Source organism: Bacteroides sp. MSK.20.12, assembly GCF_019052435.1.
Classification (GTDB): Bacteria; Bacteroidota; Bacteroidia; order Bacteroidales; family Bacteroidaceae; genus Bacteroides; species Bacteroides xylanisolvens.
In genome coordinates this window covers 39,204-58,940 of the sequence record NZ_JAHQVH010000028.1, presented here as the reverse complement: position 1 = coordinate 58,940, position 19,737 = coordinate 39,204, and the positions used below count along the sequence as shown (strand labels likewise).

Genomic DNA, 19,737 nt, shown 5'->3' with positions numbered 1-19,737 from the left:
ACATAGTCTGCTTATCAAATCCCGAAATAAGACAGGGATTTCAACTCCCTCCGATCTGCATAGTCCGGTGGCTTTGCTATGCTTTTATTCCAACTCTTCCTACTTCTTTTCATTCTTTTTTCTACTGTTTCTACATTCTTTCCTATCTCAGGTATGACATCTGATGACATCTGATGACATCTAATGACATCTATTTATAAATCAATCATTTATTCAATTTATCACTTTACATTTGGACTGTGAAACAAATCAAGTAATCACTCAAAACAAAAGATTATGGCACAAGAAAACAGTCCTGACAAGGAAAAAAGGCAAGGCCGGACAAAGAAACCGGAAAAGCCTTATGTGGAACAAATTGACGAGCTTTTGCTGGTACATAACAAGAACGACCCCAAGGAGGGTTTGGGAGTGGTCAGCAAGGCAGACGAGAAAGGTAATTATCAGACGGTTACACCGGAGGAGAAGAATGAGAACTCATTCCTGAAATTCGACAAGAATTCGAGTATTCTCGAAAACTTTATCAAGAATTTTTGGAGCCAGCTGAAGGAGCCTACGCATTTCAGGCTTATCCGTATGACCTTCAATGATTACAAGCAGAACAAACAGGCTCTCAAGGATTTGGCCGAAGGTAAGAATACAGACGCGGTAAAGGAGTTTCTGAAACGCTATGAAATCGTACCGAAGGCAAACAATCAGAAAAACAGTCAAACAAAAGAGGAGGAAACAACAATGGCAAAGAAGCAGGAACAGACAACGCAGGCTCAGCCTGAACAGGTATCACAGGTGGAAGCTGCCGCACAGGGGCGCGAACAGCAGGAACCGCAACGCCAGCAGACACCCACGTACCGCTACAACGAGAATATGATTAACTGGGAGGAACTGGGTAAGTTCGGCATATCCAAGGAAATGCTGGAGCAGTCCGGACAGCTTGACGGCATGCTGAAAGGATACAAGACCAACAGGACAATGCCGCTGACACTCAACATTCCTGGGGTACTGACTGCCAAGCTGGACGCACGCCTTTCATTCATATCCAACGGCGGGCAGGTCATGCTGGGCATCCACGGTATCAGAAAGGAACCGGAACTGGACCGTCCTTATTTCGGACATATCTTCACGGAAGAGGACAAGAAGAACCTGCGTGAAAGTGGAAACATGGGACGCGTGGCTGACCTTAACCTGCGTGGTAACACAACTGAGCCGTGTTTGATTTCCATCGACAAGAATACCAACGAACTGGTAGCCGTCCGACAGGAGCATGTCTATATCCCGAATGAAATCAAAGGGGTAACCCTGACTCCGGACGAAATTCAGAAACTGAAAAACGGAGAACAGATATTCGTAGAGGGAATGAAATCCAATCAGGGTAAAGAGTTTAATGCCAATCTGCAATACAGTGCAGAAAGAAGAGGCATCGAATTTATCTTCCCGAAAGACCAGGCCTTCAATCAGCAGACGCTCGGCGGGGTACCGCTTTCCCCCATGCAGCTCAAAGCGTTGAATGAAGGACATACCATCCTTGTAGAGGATATGAAGCGAAAGAACGGCGAACTGTTTTCCTCCTTCGTTACCATGGATAAGGTAACAGGCGGGCTCCAATATACACGCCACAATCCGGAAACGGGAGAAATCTACATACCGAAGGAAATCTGTTCGGTACAGCTCACACCGGAAGATAAGGAAGCGTTACGCAAAGGGCAGCCCATCTATCTTGAGAACATGATCAACCGTAAAGGTGAGGAATTCTCGTCATTCGTCAAGCTGGACCTGGCAAGTGGAAGACCACAGTATTCCAGAACTCCGGACGGTTTCAACGAACGACAGGCACCTACCATCCCGGCTGAGGTTTACGGACACCTGCTTTCGGCACAGGAAAGAGCAAATCTTCAGGACGGAAAGGCCATCCTTGTAACGGGTATGAAAGGTCCCAACGGCAAACCGTTTGATTCCTATCTGAAAGTAAACGCAAACACCGGACAGCTGCAATATTTCCAGGAAAATCCGGATGTGCGCCGCAATACCTCACAGCGTGCTTCACAGACTGACAATACCCAGCAGCAGGAACAGAAGAAGGGAGCAAAACAGGCTGTCTGACCTGAACGGGATTCAAATCATTCAAATCATCAATTACTAAAAAAGGAAAGAACATGAACAAGACCAATCATCATATCTACAAGGCTGAACAAATCGACTGGGAGAAACTGGAATCGGTAGGTATCAGCAGATCGCAAATTGAAAAGGACGGAAACATGGACCTGCTCCTTCAGGGAGAGGAAACCAATGTCATGTCCATTAAAATCAAGACTCCTGTATTTTCACTTACAATGGATGCCACACTCAGTCTGATTGAAGACGAGAATGGAAATCCGGTCATCAGCATAAACGGTATCAACCCTTCAGGTGAATAAATAAGAATCCATAATGTATCATCTCTCTTTCCATACGGACTTACCGTATGGAAAGATATAAAAAACAGAATTTATCATGATTGCCATATTAACAGACAAACCAAGTGTAGGAAAAGAAATCGGAAGAATCATCGGTGCAACCAGAGTAAGAAACGGATATGTGGAAGGAAACGGCTACATGGTTACGTGGACTTTCGGGAACATGCTGTCACTGGCCATGCCGAAGGACTACGGAACCCAGAAGCTGGAACGGAATGACTTTCCTTTCATCCCGTCCGAATTTGAGCTGATGGTACGTCATACACGCACCGAGAACGGATGGATACCGGACATTGATGCCGTGCTCCAGCTTAAAGTAATCGAGAGAGTGTTTCAGGCATGTGACACCATCATTGCGGCTACCGATGCCAGCCGTGACGGGGAAATGACATTCCGCTATGTATATCAATACCTGAACTGTACACAGCCCTGTTTCCGTCTGTGGATTTCATCTCTTACCGACGAGTCTGTGCGTAAAGGCATGGAAAACCTGAAGCCGGACAGTTGCTACAACAGCCTGTTCCTTGCTGCCGACAGCCGCAACAAGGCGGACTGGATTCTCGGAATCAACGCCAGCTATGCCATGTGCAAGGCGACGGGCCTCGGCAACAATTCCCTTGGACGGGTGCAGACACCGGTACTGGCTGCCATCAGCAGACGCTACCGTGAAAGGGAAAACCATATTTCATCGGACAGCTGGCCCATCTACATCAGCCTGCAAAAGGACGGCATCCTCTTCAAGATGCGCCGCACACAGGATCTTCCCGACAAAGAATCCGCAACAATGTTTTTCCAGGACTGCAAACTGGCACATCAGGCACAGATCACAGGTATCAGTCACAGCGTTAAGGAAATACTTCCACCGGATCTGCTTGACCTGACACAACTTCAGAAGGAAGCGAACATCCGCTATGGTTATACCGCATCAGAGGTGTATGACATCGCACAGTCCCTTTATGAAAAGAAACTGATTTCCTACCCAAGGACTTCCAGCCGTTATCTGACGGAGGATGTGTTTGACTCGCTTTCACCAATCATGGCACGTCTGCTATCATGGGAGCTGTTCCCTGCCGCTAAAGGAACTGGAGGTATTGACATATCCAGTTTGTCCCGCCACGTAATAAGTGCAGAAAAAGCCAATGTACATCATGCCATCATCATTACAGGTATCCGTCCCGGAAATATGTCCGAAAAGGAAATGCAGGTTTACAGACTTGTAGCCGGAAGGATGCTCGAAGCATTCATGGCTCCATGCCGCATAGAAACGACAAATGTTGAAGCGGTCTGTGCCGCACAGCATTTCAAGGTCGAACAAACAAGAATCATTGAAGCCGGCTGGCATGATGTGTTCATGTGTTCCGACATGATCCCGACATCGGGGTATTCCGTCAAAGAACTCCCAAAAATGGAGAAAGGTGATACCCTGAATGTATGCGGATGCAACATGGTACACAAGAAACAGCTGCCGGTAAATCCGTTCACGGATGCAGAACTGGTGGAATACATGGAACAGAACGGACTGGGTACGGTATCCTCACGTACCAATATCATCCGTACACTGGTTAACCGTAAGTATATCCGTTATTCAGGGAAATATATCGTTCCGACCCCGAAAGGCATGTTCACCTACGAAACCATCCGTGGAAAGAAAATTGCGGACACTTCACTCACCGCAGACTGGGAAAAACAGCTGGCCGGACTTGAAAGCGGAATGATAACCGGACAGGACTTCCTGAACAGGATCAGGACTCTCGCCAAGGAAATGACTGATGACATTTTCAACACCTATTCCACAAAAGAAGAATAACATCTATACCTAATCAACCAAGAGAATGCAGGCCGGAAGGTCTGCATTTTTTGTATCCGTACAGAAAAGATTCTGTTTTTCCGCTTTTAAGCGGCAAAGGTCTTGGATTGCCTGCCTTTTGCCGCAAGGCTGCCCTGAAGGGCTTGGCTGGACAGGAAAAAATCATCCTCGCTACGCTCCGGTATTTTTTCCTGCCAGGCCTTGCGCAAAAAGGCAATCCAAGAGGCCGGAGGCCTATAAAATCGGGAAAACACATCCCGATGGGATTATTCATTCATAAAATTAAGGATTATGAAACTACAGATTATCAGAAAGATTGGCAGACATGCAACAGCGATATTCCTGATTACCGGAATATGTCTGCTGACAAGCAAAGGGATTGTCCCCACCGGGATGATTACGCTGCTGTTGCTTGCAGGAGGATTCTTCGGTTTCCTGTTCAGGATACTGGTCATTATTTTCAAGATTCTTATTCTTCTGTTCATTGTAGGATTATTTGTCGCATAACCCAAAATATAAATATACATATATGGAAACAGTTGCTATAACTTCACAAGCTCCTGTCATGCCGACTGCATGGCCACAAGGCGAACATATCAGACCGGTCAAAAGACGTCTGCCCAATACAGTTGATGAACCTAAAAACATCGGCTACTATCTGGAATCGCTACGTGATATTTCCAGCAATCCGGACAGAGAGAATATTCTGAAAGAATTCTTCAAGGAAACTTATGTATAACCATAAAATTTTTCAATTATGTTTTTTCAATCAATTTATCAGATGATTACAGCAGGTACGGATCTGAATATCAATATCCGTAAAGTGGATAACAGCCTGAGTGTGGCAGTCATGCCAAGGCGGAACAGCCTGAAAGAGGATACACGGCAAAACATGGTGCCATTGGTCGTGAACGGAACACCGGCAGAACTGGATATGGGCTTCCTGCAGACCATACTCCAACCGATACAGAAGGTACAGGGACTGCTTGTCAATGCGGAAAATTTCGAGAAACAGGCAGAAAAGGCTACATCACAGGCCAAATCATCCAAAACTCCAACAGTACCGGCTGAATCAAAGGAAGCCAGGGAAAAACGTGAAAAGATGGAAAAGCTCCTCAAGAAGGCTGATGATGCAACTGCCGCAAAAAGGTTCTCCGAAGCAATGACATGGCTGAAACAGGCACGAGTGCTGGCTCCTTCAGAAAAACAGAAGGAGATTGACGAAAAGATGCAGGAAGTACAGAAACAGGCCAGCGAAGGAAGTCTGTTCGGTATGGCAGAGGAACCGGAGCCGGTAATTCCCCAACCACAAGGCAATATGAACGGTCAGTCACAGCCCGGTATGCAAACAAGCATATTCCCAGAACAGCAGACCCATACTATGAATCCTGAACCTGTCATGCAATCTGCTCCACAACAGATTCCACAGGGAATGCCTCAACCGGTATATGGAATGAACGGAGCATATATCCAACCTGCTCCAAACCGCCCCGTAATGCAAGGAACAGGTATGCCACAAGGAGCTACAATGCAGCCCTATCCGCAGCAGCCGGCTTACCAGCCTGAGACGGCTCCTTATCCACAACAACAGGTACGGCAGCCGACAAACGACCATATACCGAACAGAACAGCACAGGTACAGAACGGAAACGGACGGGAATACCAAACTGCACCGGCAGCCCATGATACATTCTGCTTCGATCCGGAAGACGAGAATGACAGGGAACTTCTAAGAGAGGACCCGTATGCGGAATATCCGGATTTTCCGGCTGAGTACCGTATGAAGGACGAGGCACAGGTAGAAATGGTATACTGCTGATTATAAAAATAAATGATTTGTAAAACCAATAAACAATAAACAATATGGCACTGGAAATTAAAGGAATGAAAAGAGTATTCAAGATGAAGAAGAACAGTCAGGAAATCGTACTGGATGATCCGAACGTAAACATGTCTCCGGCTGAAGTAATGGATTTCTATTCAATGAACTATCCGGAACTGACCACCGCGACCGTACATGGGCCTGAAATCGAGGACGACCGGGCGGTATATGAATTCAAGACAACCATCGGAGTGAAAGGGTAAGGACATGAAAAAAGGACAACGTAAAAATAAGAAACCATGTACACAACTTACGGAACGGGCTTTGGAAAATTTAGCCAGACTTATCATATCGGAACTCGAAAATACGGACATAAGCCGGGGCATCAGGAGCAGAAAGAAAAGAAAACTCCCTCCCGCAGAAAGCCTCATGGTTTTCTGAACACAAGAATACCTTCCATCGCCCCCGATCTGTATGTGGAGAATGACAGGGATGTAACGGTAAATGTCACCACCAAAGAGAATCTTGATTTCCTGTACCGTTCAGCCATGAAGTATGCGCAGCTCCTGGATGTGGAGCTGCCATACCATCCTACAGGCAGGACTTCCATAAGAGAAAAAATATGCCTGCTATATAATGCGCTGGATTCCATAGTATCTCATCATGTAAATCTGGAACTTGTCGGTGACAGGCTCCAGTTCTGTATCTATCATTTCCATGAATGGCCTGATTACACCCTGTTCCTGATACCGATAGATTTTACAGAAAAACTGAAAGGTGAAATCAAAAGGATCACACTGGAGTTCATCAGAAGGTTCATCAAGTATCACAGGATGATGGATATAACCGATACCCCTTATTTTGAGATGTCGGAAGTCTGTATCGATTATGTGGACTTTGAACAGCTCGATGAGGAAGAGAAAAAGGATTTGTACAGAAAGGAAAAGCTTTTCAGGTCATATGAGAAAGGGAGAATCCACAGGAAACTGTGCCGGATGCACTCCAAGGCTTTCTGCAGGAATCTGGAAGAACATATCCGCAACTGTAATCCTTCCAGCAATAAGGAAAAAAGACTTTTGGAACTGATTACTGAAGGGATGTTCCTGATTGCAAAAGACAGTCCTCATATCTTGAATTATGATTATGACTATGCAAGCGAAAAGGAAAGGGATTTCGAACCGCCACCGCTCGAATATCAGATTCTACTTACCTATTCCATTACGGATACGGTTACCAAAGACATGGAAAGCTGTTTCAGTACTGACTGTCAGGAAACATATAACCAGACTCCCGTATCATTTACCTTCATCACACCGGAAACTGAAAAACTGTTCAGACCAGAGAATTATCCGGAACGGTTCTCAAAATGGTTTGAGAAATTTGTAGAACATGTTACCTATAATTTATAAACATCATGAATGAACTGACCCAGAACATACAGAAAATGATGGTGCCGAAAGCTGCTATCATAGCCTACAAATATGAAGACAGAAGAAATTCTGACACCAGGTACTTCATAGAATTGCGTCCCATCGGGAAAAGCGGACAGATGGGGGCAGGTATCCCCGTCACATACGAATTCATGAATACCCTGCTGGAATCCTATACGGAGGAAATGAGCGGGATACCGGCAGGCAGAGTCCCCGAAAACATGCTGGCCTGCAATCCAAGAAAAGGACAGGAAGAATATATCTGGTACAATCCGCCCGGAAAAAGACAGATGTTCTTTCACAAGGATCTCAATATACAGGACGGCATGTTCAATCTGCCGGGAATTGTCTACCATGTAAAAAACGGAAGCATGGACGTATTCGCCTTCAAGGGAAAACGTCCGGTGGAGACGACTCCGCTGTTCCGTGCCCCGTTCTTCAACGTGACCGGATCAAGTGTCTGCCTTGGCAGCAGTTCTTTGGAAAAGCCACAAAACCCGACTTTCCTTTCCCTGCTGGAATACTGGGAAAAACGGTTCTGGCTGACTGAATTCTCCCATCTGGGAGGAAATGTGAATCCTACCGTTTCAAATCTTGTCATCGTTACCGAGAACATAAGAAACAATCCGTTCGACATGAACGAACTCAAGCCCATGAATAAAAAACTTAAAGACATACTTCCATGAAAAAGATACATTTTACCGACCGCTACCTGCTCAATCCGCGTCATCCGGTAACGGTATTCGTCATCGGAGCAGGAGGTACCGGCTCACAAGTGATAACCAATCTGGCACGCATGAGCATGGCACTTCAGGCATTGGGCCATCCCGGACTACATGTCACCGTATTCGATCCCGACACAGTAAGCCAGGCCAATATAGGACGCCAGCTTTTCAGTGAAACAGAACTGGGACTGAACAAAGCCGTATCACTAGTCACACGCATCAACCGTTTCTTCGGATACGCATGGACTGCCGAACCGCAATGTTTTCCTACCAGGAATTTTTCTGAAGACAGCACAGCAAATATCATCATTACCTGTACGGACAATATACGCTCACGTCTTACGCTTTGGAAGTTCCTGAAGAAAGTCCGCAAAGAAAACTTCAGTGACCATTCGGCTCCCATATACTGGATGGATTTCGGGAACAGCCAGACAAAAGGACAGGTCATCATCGGGACGGTACGTGAGAAAGTTCTCCAACCTTCTTCACAGGAATATATTCCCATGCCTAAAATGAATGTCATCACCGAGGAAGTGGACTATGCAAAAATCAAGGAAAAAGAATCGGGACCAAGCTGTTCTCTGGCGGAAGCCCTGGAAAAACAGGATTTGTTCATTAACTCCACACTGGCACATATCGGATGTGACATATTATGGAGAATGTTCAAGGAAGGAAAGACACTGTATCGCGGTGCCTATGTCAATCTGGAGACATTGAAAGTGACCGCAATCCCAGTATAATGCATAAGTGACCGTATCATCTTTCCATCAGAATACGGTCACTTATTCTATTTGCTACTTATTATTTACTACGTTCTTACCTCGCTGGAGCAGGAAACTCTGTATCTCTGAGGCGAGATAGAATGATTTCCCGTTCTTTTCAACCGAGTAATATTTAATCTTGCCCTCTTGCCTGTAACGTGCCAGAGTTCTTTGTGACACACCAAGGAGTTCTGCCAGATCCACATTATCAAGCAGTTTATCCCCATTCATACATTCTTTCAGACGGTTCATCTGATCCAGTTTCTTTTCAATGCGGGCAAATCCCTCTACCATGGTTCCTATCAGTCTTTCGAGTATCTCATTATCTATATATGACATAATTCCAATATTATAAGTGAATAAATCGATACTCTTTTCGTGCGCACTCAAGAGTATATACTTATAGTAGTGAAAATAGTATGCCTAAATCTGAGATAAAGATTAATAAGTTTGCTAACCGTTGATAATCAGGTGCATAAAATTCTTTACTTAATATTTAGTGTAAACTAAAAGTGTAAACTATATAATAAAGAATTGGAAACCGGTTAACACAGCCACCAACAATGACATCTGATGCTACCTGACGACACCTAATGACAACATTTTGTATCATATAAATATTCAAAATACATTTGTACAAACTCAACTTTTTTGGATATGGAAATCATTGGAATTGAAACAGCTACATATGAAAAGACATTAAAGGAAATTGAAAACTTCCTTGATACCATTGATAAATTGATTACAGCTTCTTCACAGAAAACAATAGGGGAATGGTTGGATAACCAAGAAGTTTGCCTGATCCTCAAAATTTCTCCCAGAACATTACAGAATCTTAGAGATACAGACCAAATCTCTTATTCTCAAATTGGAAAAAAGATTTATTATAAAAAAGAAGATATTCAGAAGTTCATTGAAAAACACAACAGAAAATTATGAGCAAAGTAATTACCCAAGATAATGAGCAAGTTATTCAGATATACAATAGGTTAAAAGATACACTAACAAGACTCGAAGATATTCTGAAGAACAACAACCCAACACTTAATGGGCATAGATATATGAATGATGCAGAATTGGCAAATTACCTTAAAGTATCAAGACGCACTTTACAAGAATATAGAAATAATGGAATCTTATCCTATTATCAGATTGGAGGTAAAATTTTATATCGGGAATCTGATATAGAAGAACTTCTTAAGAAAAACAGACAGGAAGCATTCCGTTAAACATTTCTTGGAATTTTCGTTGATTTTCAAAGCAAAAATCCGTATCTTTGCAGTACTGACAAAGAGTTGTATATCAGTGCAGAACAAAGAAGTTCAATCGAGGTGAAATAGGTGGACTAAATGATAAACAGCAAGATAAGTAACTGATTATTAGCGATAAAAAATATAAGGTTCCGCCCCCAGGCGGATCACGAAACATAAAATTAATCCCTTGATAATCAGTCGTTATCAAGGGATTTTTATTTTAATATTCTTCACATATACTTATTCTACAAGCATAGAGCGACACGGTAATTCGATTATAAAAGTAGTACCTATCCCCAGTTGGGAATCGACTAATATCCGCCCGTTCATCTTCTCGACGATCAGTTTGCAGATAGGTAAGCCCAGACCGGCCCCTTGAGCAAAGGAATCCAATTTCTCAAACCTTTCGAATATCTTTTCAAGCATATTCTGCGGGATGCCCCGACCGGTATCTTTAACACCGATTCTGACAGATTGGTGGTCTACCTCATAGAAGACTTCCACATGTCCGGTGGTAGTGTTCTTTAAGGCATTCGAAAGGAAATTACTCAAGATCTGTTTGATACGCAATTTGTCCAGTTCTACCAGAGAATCATGTGCCGGATAGTTGGTCAGAAGTTCAACGCCGGATGGTACTTGATGAGCATACTCCGCTACACTCTCGTCAAGAAGCTCGGTAAGGTTAACCCAGTCCGGACGCAATTCCAGATAACCGGATTCTATTTTAGAAAGATCAATTACATCATTAATCAGATTTAATAATAGTTTGTTGTTATGTCCAATCAGAGAATTATATAGTTCCTTTTCCGCTGCATTTTCCGTACTAGTCAACAGGCTTGAAAAGCCGACAATAGCATTTAAAGGAGTACGGATTTCATGACTCATATTAGCCAGGAAAGCAGACTTTAACCGATCGGACGCTTCAGCTTTATCACGTGCCTTGACAAGCATTTCTTCTGTCCTTTTCAGTTCTGTGATATCATAATTGATGCTGATAATTTCGATAATCCGGTCCTGCGGGGCATATTTCTTTACTAACAGATTGACATGCGTCCATGTGTATGTGCCATCCTCCCTAAGAACACGCATCTCTTTGCTAAGTTTGGTAGTAAGTCCCTTTCGTGCGTCGTCCAAAAACCGAATCAACAAGGCACGGTCATCAGGGTGGAAATGCCGGTATGTGCCAAAGATGTCGGACAACGGAGTTTCATCCGCTTCACCCACATTTCTGTACCAGCTTTTTTGGGCATAGCCGTGTCCACTCAAAATATTGAAATGAGCATAACCGACCTTGGCATAATCACCGACCAATTCAAAAAACTCCTCAAACTCCTGAATCTTATTATAGGCTACCGTTGTTTCTGTCTTATCCGCATTAATCAATAGATAGTTTATTGGCTGATGCTCACTATTATATAATGTAGTCACTTTAGTCATCAGATCAATCGTACCCTGTTTTTGGGTATTCTGATAATACGATCCGACCTTCGAGAAGTCATAACGGAAAGTAAAGTCGGCGTCTTCATTTTTCTTCAGCCGTTCTTTCATTTCTTTCGGAAAAATAGGATTATCAAAAATATTGATACCCAATACATCTTCTTTCTTCTCTATATGAAACATTTCTAATTCCTTATCGTTCAGATCCACCAATACCCCATCCATATCGTATAATTCGATACCAATAGGCAAATACTTGAAAATGTTAGATAAGAGACGCTCACTGTATTGCAAAGCTTGGTAAGCAGATGCCATATCAGGACCATCTTGCACTTCGGATATACCATAGATGACTTCGTTTCCGTCTTCATCCGTTTCTTGAAAGCATACCTTGCTACGTACCCAAACAGATCCTTTCACCGTATCAAGCAAATACACCACCTCCGGCCATTGATACACACCAAAGGAATGAAAAGTTGCAGAATGTTGCTCCTCTTTCTGAATACGTTTATTGAAATCGTCAAAACTGATAACTCCGGTCTGATCCAGACCTAATAACTCTACTATAAAGTCAGAACATTCATAATTCGCAGTTGATAAATTGGCTTTCCACCATCCCATATTAGCGTTAGCCATCAACTGCGAGAAAAAGGTAAAATCTTGTAGTCTATTCATAACGCTATTTATCATTTTATTATTTTTCGGGCGCAAAAATACAGATTGGTAACAAATCTAACTTTCAGAAAGACACTTTTTTAGCATATTATAAGAAGATTATTTGTGATTAAACTAAAAAATTTCCGGTTAAAACTTTCTCTAAAAGAGATTATTTCAACCGGAAATTTTACAATCGTCAAGTTCCTTATTTTACTTTTTCAAGGACTGATAAACAGCTTTTGCCATCACTTTAGCCCCTTCTTCATTCGGATGGATCTTATCCGGAAACAATTGGGGCATTCCGTCCATTGCTGCGTGAAGATCGATGACAGACAAGTTATTTTTCTTGGCAACCTTCTTTATCATCGGAATGATTTGTTTAGAGATGATATCATCGTTGATATTATCACCGGTCTGATAGGCTTTAGAAGGATAACAAAGATAAATCTTCGGTTGAGCTGGCAACGCTTTGAAAGCATCGACCATTGTTTGCAGATCTTTCGTGAAGTCGGCCTTATATTTCCAGTTGAATGATTTACTGTCATTCGTACCCAACTTGATAACAACGATATTAGGATTGAAAGCCAGCGCATCCTGATAAGCCTTTTCATTCATATAAGGATGATCGCCCTTGTTCAGCAGAGTGCGGGCACTGACTCCGAAATTCTTTACCCAATAAGCCTCTCCCAACATACGACTCAACACAGCCGGATAACTGTCACGATCACGATTCTTGATACGTGCTCCATGCGTAATACTATTTCCAATGCAAGCTACACGGATAGCATCTTTATGAGGTACTTTGAAACTACGGAGCCAAGACGTCAGTTCGTCCAACATTTCATTCTTATAGAGGAAACCCTCGCGAATTCCCCATCCATGTCCACCGGAAGGATAAATATGAAGCACTGAAGGAACATTGTTCTTGTTCAGCGCCAAATAATAATTAACTCCGTTAGCAGGCGGAACGACTTTATCATCATCACTATATACGATAAAAGCACGTGGTGTATCTTTCGTCACTTGCTTTTCATTAGAATATTCAAGTTCCAATTCAGCAGAAGCATCTTTTCCCAAAAGGTTGTCGTGAGAGCCCCTATGGGTATAAGATTTATCCATCGTAATCACAGGATAGAAAAGAATCTGAAAGTTCGGACGAAGTTCGGGCTTAGCATGAGTGGCAATGGTAGAAGCCAGATGTCCACCGGCAGAAGAGCCCATGATACCAATGTCATTCGGGTTCAAATTCCAGACATCGGCACTGTCACGTACCAATTTCATTGCTGCTTCAGCATCCGAAATGGGTAATGTACGATCACCGTTCGGCATCCGATATTTTAGCACAATCAATGCAATACCTTGTTTATTAAAGTAGGGAGCCCAATCACACCCTTCGTGTTCGAATGCCAAATGCGAATATCCACCTCCCGGACACGCAACCACAGCACGCCCCGTTGCCAGTTCCGGCGCAGGAAGGAATACGCGAAGTGAAGGTTGTTCAATATCAAAAGGTTTCGGAGCATTTTGCGCCACCACTCGTGAACCAGCAAAAAAGAGAAGCAGCAAGATAAAAATAGTAGAAAATTTCTGTTTCATAGTATCTATGTACTTTGATTAATGAATAATTAGATGCGCGAAGATAGTAATTTTGCGTATCTTTGCACCCCATTTTGATTAGAAAAATTATATGCAAGGAATAAAGAATCTGACACAAGGCCCTATCAATCGTCAACTGTTTAATCTGGCAATGCCGATCATGGCAACGTCGTTTATCCAAATGGCATATAGCCTCACAGATATGGCGTGGGTAGGACGACTGGGAAGTGAAGCCGTAGCCGCCATCGGTTCTGTCGGAATCCTGACCTGGATGTCCGGTTCTATCTCCTTATTAAATAAGGTGGGATCTGAAGTGAGTGTCGGACAATCCATCGGTGCGCAAAGCCAGGAAGATGCCCGCAGTTTCGCGTCTCATAACATCACGATTGCTTTGATTATTTCCATCTGTTGGGGCACACTCCTTTTTATATTTGCAGAACCTATCATACGCATCTATGAACTCGAGGATCATATTACGGCCAATGCCATCCAATACCTGCGGATTGTCTCTACCGGATTACCTTTTGTCTTCCTCTCCGCCGCCTTCACCGGAATTTATAATGCGGCAGGGCGCAGTAAAGTCCCGTTCTTTATCAGCGGCACAGGATTGATACTGAACATCATCCTGGACCCGCTCTTTATATTCGGTTTCGGGCTGGGAACCAATGGTGCGGCATACGCTACCTGGATTGCGGAAGCAAGTGTTTTCCTGATTTTCGTCTATCAGTTGCGTTGCCGGGATGCCCTGCTTGGCGGTTTCCCTTTCTTCACGCGGCTAAAGAAAAAATATACACGGAGAATCTTTAAACTGGGATTGCCCGTAGCTACTTTGAATACGCTATTTGCTTTCGTCAATATGTTCCTTTGCCGCACCGCCTCGGAACAGGGAGGACACATCGGACTGATGACTTTCACCACCGGAGGGCAAATTGAAGCAATCACCTGGAATACCTCACAGGGATTCTCCACCGCTCTAAGTGCCTTCATCGCCCAAAACTACGCCGCCGGACGAGTGGAACGGGTACTTAGAGCCTGGTATACGACTTTATGGATGACGGGAATCTTCGGTACATTCTGCACATTACTATTCGTTTTCTTCGGGAATGAAGTTTTTGCCATATTCGTCCCCGAACAAGCAGCCTACGAAGCCGGAGGTGTATTCCTCCGTATCGACGGATATTCGCAGCTTTTTATGATGCTCGAAATCACCATGCAGGGAGTATTCTACGGCATCGGACGCACCATCCCTCCTGCCATTATCAGCATCAGTTGCAACTATATGCGTATTCCGCTTGCCATCCTGTTTGTACGGATGGGTATGGGAGTGGAAGGAATCTGGTGGGCAGTCTGCATCACCACGGTTGCCAAAGGGTTAATTCTTTTGAGTTGGTTCATTATTATTAAAAAGAAGTGTTTGAGTATTCCTTCAACGATAAAAGGATAATTATCATTTCCCTTTATTAACAAACAAAGGGGCTCTTCCGAGTTATTTTAACTTAAAAAGTACACGCTTGCCAAATAATATGTATCTTTGCATTGTTATTAATAATGCGAAGTGATTCGTATAAAAACATTTTTTATAAACCAATTAAAAAACATCAACATTATGAACAAGATGAAATTTATGGTTCTCTTCATGAGTATTGCCATGATATTTGGTAGCTGTGGAAGTATGAACAACACTGGTAAAGGTGCTGCTATCGGTGGTGGTTCGGGCGCTGCACTAGGTGCGATCCTGGGAGGTGTTATCGGTAAAGGTAAAGGTGCTGCTATCGGTGCTGCTATTGGTACGGCAGTAGGTGCAGGTACAGGTGCTCTTATCGGTAAGAAGATGGACAAAGCAGCAGCAGAAGCAAAACAAATTGAAGGCGCACAAGTAGAACAGATAACAGACAACAACGGATTGCAAGCCGTGAAAGTAACATTCGACTCGGGTATTCTTTTCACTACCGGTAATGCAAATCTAAGTGCTGCTGCTAAATCTGCTTTAAGCAAGTTTGCCAACAATGTGCTCAACCAGAACCGGGATATGGACGTGTCTATCTACGGATATACCGACAACCAGGGCTGGAAGAACAGTACTGCTGCACAAAGCCAGCAAAAGAACCTGAACTTATCACAAGAACGTGCGCAAAGCGTGTCCAGTTACTTGTTGAGTTGCGGTGTTTCCACCAATCAAATCAAGAGTGTACAAGGAATGGGTGAAAGCGATCCCGTTGCAAGCAATGACACTGCTGCCGGTCGCGAACAAAACCGTCGTGTAGAAGTATACATGTACGCAAGTGAACAAATGATTAGAGATGCACAAGCAGCTACTCATTAAAAAATTACTGCGCTATACGCGCAACCTGCTGATTTTCTTCTTTGCATCAACACTACTGGCCGTGATTATTTATCGTTTCATGCCGGTTTATGTAACTCCGTTGATGGTTATCCGAAGCGTTCAGCAAGTTTTTTCAGGAGATAAACCCACGTGGAAGCACACGTGGGTTTCTTTTGATAAGATATCTCCCAACCTGCCGATGGCGGTCATAGCCTCCGAAGACAACCGTTTTGCCGAACACAACGGGTTCGACCTCGTAGAAATCAAGAAAGCGATGAAAGAAAACGAAACACGCAAACGGAAACGGGGAGCAAGCACCATCAGTCAGCAGACAGCCAAGAATGTATTCTTATGGCCGCAATCGTCGTGGGTACGCAAAGGGCTCGAAGTCTACTTTACGTTTCTCATCGAACTCTTCTGGTCGAAAGAGCGAATCATGGAAGTCTATCTCAACTCTATAGAAATGGGAAATGGCATCTACGGCGCACAAGCAACCGCAAAAAATAAGTTCGGAACAACAGCCGACAAGCTGACCCGGGGACAATGTGCACTCATCGCCGCCACCCTCCCCAACCCAATACGATTTAACTCGGCGAAACCTTCGTCATACATACTAAAACGACAAAGTCAGATATTACGGCTGATGAATCTGGTTCCTAAATTCCCACCGGAAGAGAAGGCCGTTGAAAAGAAAAAAAGCAAAAAAAAGAAAAGCAAATAACAAGAAAGAATTTATAACCTAGTTTAATTTACGATTAGACGAATAGGTGATTTACGATTAGACAATTTACGATGTACGATTGAAATAACTTTTGGAATTATAAGTACTTATCTTTGCATAAGTATCTCCTCATTCACAATTCAAATTTCAATCGTACATCGTAAATCGTTTAATCGTAAATAAAATTAGGTTATAAAAAAGGAAGGAGCAATGAGAATCTATCTCTTTGCTCCTTCTGCTAATAAGCTTGTTTGTATGCGCTATCCTCATTTATACAAAATCTTTCAATTCCTGTTGTAAACGTTGACGTGTGAAGAATATGCGGCTCTTCACTGTGCCTAATGGTAATCCTAATTTCTCTGCGATTTCGCGGTATTTAAAACCAGATACGTGCATAGAGAAAGGAATCTTATACTCCCGGGGGAGTGCGTTGACGATACGGTGCATTTCTTTCAGGTCGTAAGCACCTTCTGTACTCTCAAATCCTGAATCTTGTGGCAGATTTAAGTGATAATAATTATCGGTTGTGTCAACAAAAGTTTGATCGCGTACTACTTTACGGTAGTTATTTATAAAGATGTTACGCATGATAGTGTACATCCATCCTTTGAAATTTGTGTCCGGAACATATTTTTCTTCATTATCTAATGCTTTTAAAGATGTTTCCTGCAATAAGTCATTTGCTTCTTCACGGTTGGCCGTCAATTTATAAGCAAAACGAAGCAACTCTTCCTGTACTCCAATTAAATCTTTTCTGAAACTTAAACTTTTCATACTTTAATGGTTTTATGGTTAATATTTCGTTTTTCTCGATGTTTGCAAGTTTAAAGGTATTTTGCTTATCAAGCAGGGTAGGATCCGTTATTTTTTAGGGTGAAATTCTATCAATTGACAGATTTTGGGTGCTTTCTGACAGTTTTTAGGTGGTATTAGCGAAATTTACCCCCTACTACTTGGTTAAAAGAACCAAATAGATTACTTTTGATTTTATATTATTAAATAAAACAAAAAGCTATGACCATACTTATTATTGTAGGGATTATTGTATTGCTGGGCATCTTCTTTGCTTCCATGTACAACTCATTAGTGAAATTGAGAAACAATCGTGAAAATGCGTTCGCCGACATCGATGTACAGTTGAAACAACGCCATGATCTCATTCCCCAACTGGTAGACACCGTGAAAGGATATGCCGCACACGAAAAGGAAACGCTCGACCGGGTGATTCAGGCACGTAACGGTGCAGTGGGCGCAAAAACGATTGATGATAAGATAGCTGCCGAAAACCAGTTAAGCTCTGCTCTTGCAGGATTGAAAATCACTCTCGAGGCTTATCCCGATTTGAAAGCTAATCAGAATTTCCTGCAATTACAGGAAGAAATTGCTGATGTAGAGAATAAACTGGCTGCTGTCCGCCGTTACTTCAACTCGGCAACCAAAGAATATAATAACGCCGTACAGACATTCCCATCGAATATAGTAGCAGGAATGACCGGATTCCAAAGAGAAATCATGTTCGACCTAGGGAAGAATGAACGTGCGAATCTGGATCAAGCACCTAAAATAAGTTTCTAAACTCATTATTCACACCGTCCACTCAATTACAAAAGTTGAACACGCATGCAATACGTCGGAATCCAAACACAGCAGAGCCGGAATAATCTGCGCTCTGCGTTTCTACTGTTCCTGTTTCCCTGTCTCGTGGCAGCACTCCTCTATTTATCCTGCTACCTGTTGGTTCTTTTTGGATACGGAAAGAGTATGGAAATAGAAATAATGCCAATGGTCAATCATTTCTTTCTCTCTTCGTTGCCATACACCATGGGAATCGTAATCATCTGGTTTCTGATTGCCTACTGGGCCAACACAAGCATTATCAATTCTGCCACCGGTTCCAAACCGCTGGATCGTATAGAGAATAAACGCGTTTACAACCTGGTGGAAAACCTATGTATGTCGCAAGGCATGAAGATGCCGAAAATCAATATCATCTATGACAGTTCTCTGAATGCATTTGCAAGCGGCATCAATGAACGTACATACACTGTTACCCTCTCGGAAGGTATCATCAAAAAACTGAATGATGAAGAACTGGAAGCAGTGATTGCGCATGAGCTAAGTCATATCCGCAACCGTGACGTGCGCTTGCTGATAATATCCATCGTCTTTGTCGGTATCTTCTCCATGCTGACAGAAATCACATTATATACCATCACGCACATACGTGTACGCAGCAACAGCAAAGGTAGTGGCGGTATTTTTCTTTTCATTCTACTCGCTTTAGTGATAGCCGCCATCGGTTATCTTTTCTCAAGCCTGATGCGTTTTGCCATTTCACGCAAACGCGAATACATGGCAGACGCGGGATCGGCAGAAATGACAAAGAATCCGTTGGCACTGGCCAGCGCTCTCCGCAAAATATCGGCAGATCCTGCCATCGAGGCAGTAGAAAGGAAAGACGTGGCGCAATTATTTATACAGAATCCTAAAAAGAAATCGAAAAGTATATTCAGCGGAATCAACGGATTGTTTGCCACTCATCCTCCCATTGAAAAACGAATTGAAATACTGGAACAGTTCTAAAAGCCTGTTCTAATTTTCTTCCCAAGCGTTTTTATTCAAAAGTTGATTATGCCCTTAATTGGTCTAAACTTATAAATAACAGGGATTTCTGTTTAATTTTCATTAAAGGAAACAGAACTATCCCTGTCTTTTTCTTATATTTGGTTGTTATACATATATACATCAACCTAAATAC

Annotated in this window: 21 protein-coding genes; 17 read left to right on the top strand and 4 right to left on the bottom strand. The window is 43.0% G+C overall.

Annotation, left to right across the window (positions count from 1 at the left end):
• The first annotated feature begins 276 nt into the window (after positions 1 to 276).
• From KTR06_RS15285 to KTR06_RS15240, 10 genes are all read left to right on the top strand, one after another.
• Entirely contained in the window at positions 277 to 2,094 is a 1,818-nt protein-coding gene (locus tag KTR06_RS15285; RefSeq protein ID WP_004326354.1) for a DUF3945 domain-containing protein, read from the top strand.
• 53 nt (positions 2,095 to 2,147) lie between these two features.
• Positions 2,148 to 2,408, top strand: coding sequence for a DUF4099 domain-containing protein (locus tag KTR06_RS15280; RefSeq protein ID WP_004326355.1), 261 nt, complete (start codon positions 2,148 to 2,150; stop codon positions 2,406 to 2,408).
• A 76-nt stretch (positions 2,409 to 2,484) separates the two neighbouring features.
• Positions 2,485 to 4,254: a DNA topoisomerase gene (locus KTR06_RS15275; RefSeq protein ID WP_004326356.1), complete on the top strand. Its 1,770-nt coding sequence runs from the start codon at positions 2,485 to 2,487 to the stop codon at positions 4,252 to 4,254.
• Positions 4,255 to 4,545: 291 nt separating this feature from the next.
• Entirely contained in the window at positions 4,546 to 4,761 is a 216-nt protein-coding gene (locus KTR06_RS15270; protein WP_004326363.1) for a hypothetical protein, read from the top strand.
• A 22-nt stretch (positions 4,762 to 4,783) separates the two neighbouring features.
• Positions 4,784 to 4,993: a hypothetical protein gene (locus KTR06_RS15265; RefSeq protein WP_004326364.1), complete on the top strand. Its 210-nt coding sequence runs from the start codon at positions 4,784 to 4,786 to the stop codon at positions 4,991 to 4,993.
• An 18-nt stretch (positions 4,994 to 5,011) separates the two neighbouring features.
• Positions 5,012 to 6,073, top strand: coding sequence for a PRTRC system protein E (locus KTR06_RS15260; RefSeq protein ID WP_004326365.1), 1,062 nt, complete (start codon positions 5,012 to 5,014; stop codon positions 6,071 to 6,073).
• Between the two features lie 44 nt (positions 6,074 to 6,117).
• On the top strand, positions 6,118 to 6,339 hold the full coding sequence (locus tag KTR06_RS15255; protein ID WP_004326366.1) for a PRTRC system protein C: 222 nt from the start codon (positions 6,118 to 6,120) through the stop codon (positions 6,337 to 6,339).
• A 36-nt stretch (positions 6,340 to 6,375) separates the two neighbouring features.
• A complete protein-coding gene (locus tag KTR06_RS15250) occupies positions 6,376 to 7,485 on the top strand; it encodes a hypothetical protein (protein WP_004326367.1) in 1,110 nt (369 codons plus the stop codon).
• Between the two features lie 5 nt (positions 7,486 to 7,490).
• Positions 7,491 to 8,192 (top strand): prokaryotic E2 ligase family D protein, encoded by a 702-nt coding sequence (locus KTR06_RS15245; RefSeq protein WP_004326368.1) that lies wholly within the window; start codon positions 7,491 to 7,493, stop codon positions 8,190 to 8,192.
• Entirely contained in the window at positions 8,189 to 8,971 is a 783-nt protein-coding gene (locus KTR06_RS15240; protein ID WP_004326369.1) for a PRTRC system ThiF family protein, read from the top strand. The genes KTR06_RS15245 and KTR06_RS15240 overlap by 4 nt, the downstream gene beginning before the upstream one ends.
• 54 nt (positions 8,972 to 9,025) lie before the next feature.
• On the opposite strand, the gene KTR06_RS15235 is transcribed toward KTR06_RS15240, so the two are convergent.
• Positions 9,026 to 9,331 (bottom strand): helix-turn-helix domain-containing protein, encoded by a 306-nt coding sequence (locus KTR06_RS15235; RefSeq protein ID WP_004326370.1) that lies wholly within the window; start codon positions 9,329 to 9,331, stop codon positions 9,026 to 9,028.
• Between the two features lie 318 nt (positions 9,332 to 9,649).
• Between KTR06_RS15235 and KTR06_RS15230 the strand changes: the two genes are divergently transcribed.
• Complete coding sequence (locus KTR06_RS15230) at positions 9,650 to 9,931, top strand: helix-turn-helix domain-containing protein (RefSeq protein WP_004326371.1); 282 nt, start codon at positions 9,650 to 9,652, stop codon at positions 9,929 to 9,931.
• Positions 9,928 to 10,221, top strand: coding sequence for a helix-turn-helix domain-containing protein (locus KTR06_RS15225; RefSeq protein WP_004326375.1), 294 nt, complete (start codon positions 9,928 to 9,930; stop codon positions 10,219 to 10,221). The genes KTR06_RS15230 and KTR06_RS15225 overlap by 4 nt, the downstream gene beginning before the upstream one ends.
• 264 nt (positions 10,222 to 10,485) lie before the next feature.
• On the opposite strand, the gene KTR06_RS15220 is transcribed toward KTR06_RS15225, so the two are convergent.
• Positions 10,486 to 12,357, bottom strand: coding sequence for a PAS domain-containing sensor histidine kinase (locus KTR06_RS15220; protein WP_217290526.1), 1,872 nt, complete (start codon positions 12,355 to 12,357; stop codon positions 10,486 to 10,488).
• 192 nt (positions 12,358 to 12,549) lie between these two features.
• Positions 12,550 to 13,935 (bottom strand): GDSL-type esterase/lipase family protein, encoded by a 1,386-nt coding sequence (locus KTR06_RS15215; protein ID WP_217290525.1) that lies wholly within the window; start codon positions 13,933 to 13,935, stop codon positions 12,550 to 12,552.
• A gap of 91 nt (positions 13,936 to 14,026) precedes the next feature.
• Here KTR06_RS15215 and KTR06_RS15210 point away from each other — a divergent pair, with 91 nt between their 5' ends.
• The 3 genes from KTR06_RS15210 (at position 14,027) to mtgA (ending at position 16,979) form a co-directional block, all read left to right on the top strand.
• Entirely contained in the window at positions 14,027 to 15,379 is a 1,353-nt protein-coding gene (locus tag KTR06_RS15210; RefSeq protein ID WP_008643882.1) for an MATE family efflux transporter, read from the top strand.
• Positions 15,380 to 15,541: 162 nt separating this feature from the next.
• Positions 15,542 to 16,258: an OmpA family protein gene (locus KTR06_RS15205; RefSeq protein WP_008017353.1), complete on the top strand. Its 717-nt coding sequence runs from the start codon at positions 15,542 to 15,544 to the stop codon at positions 16,256 to 16,258.
• Entirely contained in the window at positions 16,236 to 16,979 is a 744-nt protein-coding gene (gene mtgA / locus KTR06_RS15200) for a monofunctional biosynthetic peptidoglycan transglycosylase (RefSeq protein ID WP_004311587.1), read from the top strand. Before KTR06_RS15205 ends, mtgA begins: the two co-directional genes overlap by 23 nt.
• A gap of 270 nt (positions 16,980 to 17,249) precedes the next feature.
• Here the strand turns inward: mtgA and KTR06_RS15195 are convergent, their stop codons facing one another.
• Positions 17,250 to 17,753, bottom strand: coding sequence for an RNA polymerase sigma factor (locus tag KTR06_RS15195; RefSeq protein ID WP_004311586.1), 504 nt, complete (start codon positions 17,751 to 17,753; stop codon positions 17,250 to 17,252).
• Between the two features lie 240 nt (positions 17,754 to 17,993).
• Between KTR06_RS15195 and KTR06_RS15190 the strand changes: the two genes are divergently transcribed.
• Together KTR06_RS15190 and KTR06_RS15185 are read left to right on the top strand one after the other, a co-directional pair.
• Positions 17,994 to 18,554: a LemA family protein gene (locus KTR06_RS15190; RefSeq protein WP_004311585.1), complete on the top strand. Its 561-nt coding sequence runs from the start codon at positions 17,994 to 17,996 to the stop codon at positions 18,552 to 18,554.
• 45 nt (positions 18,555 to 18,599) lie between these two features.
• Entirely contained in the window at positions 18,600 to 19,562 is a 963-nt protein-coding gene (locus KTR06_RS15185) for a M48 family metallopeptidase (protein WP_008643886.1), read from the top strand.
• Positions 19,563 to 19,737 lie beyond the last annotated feature (175 nt).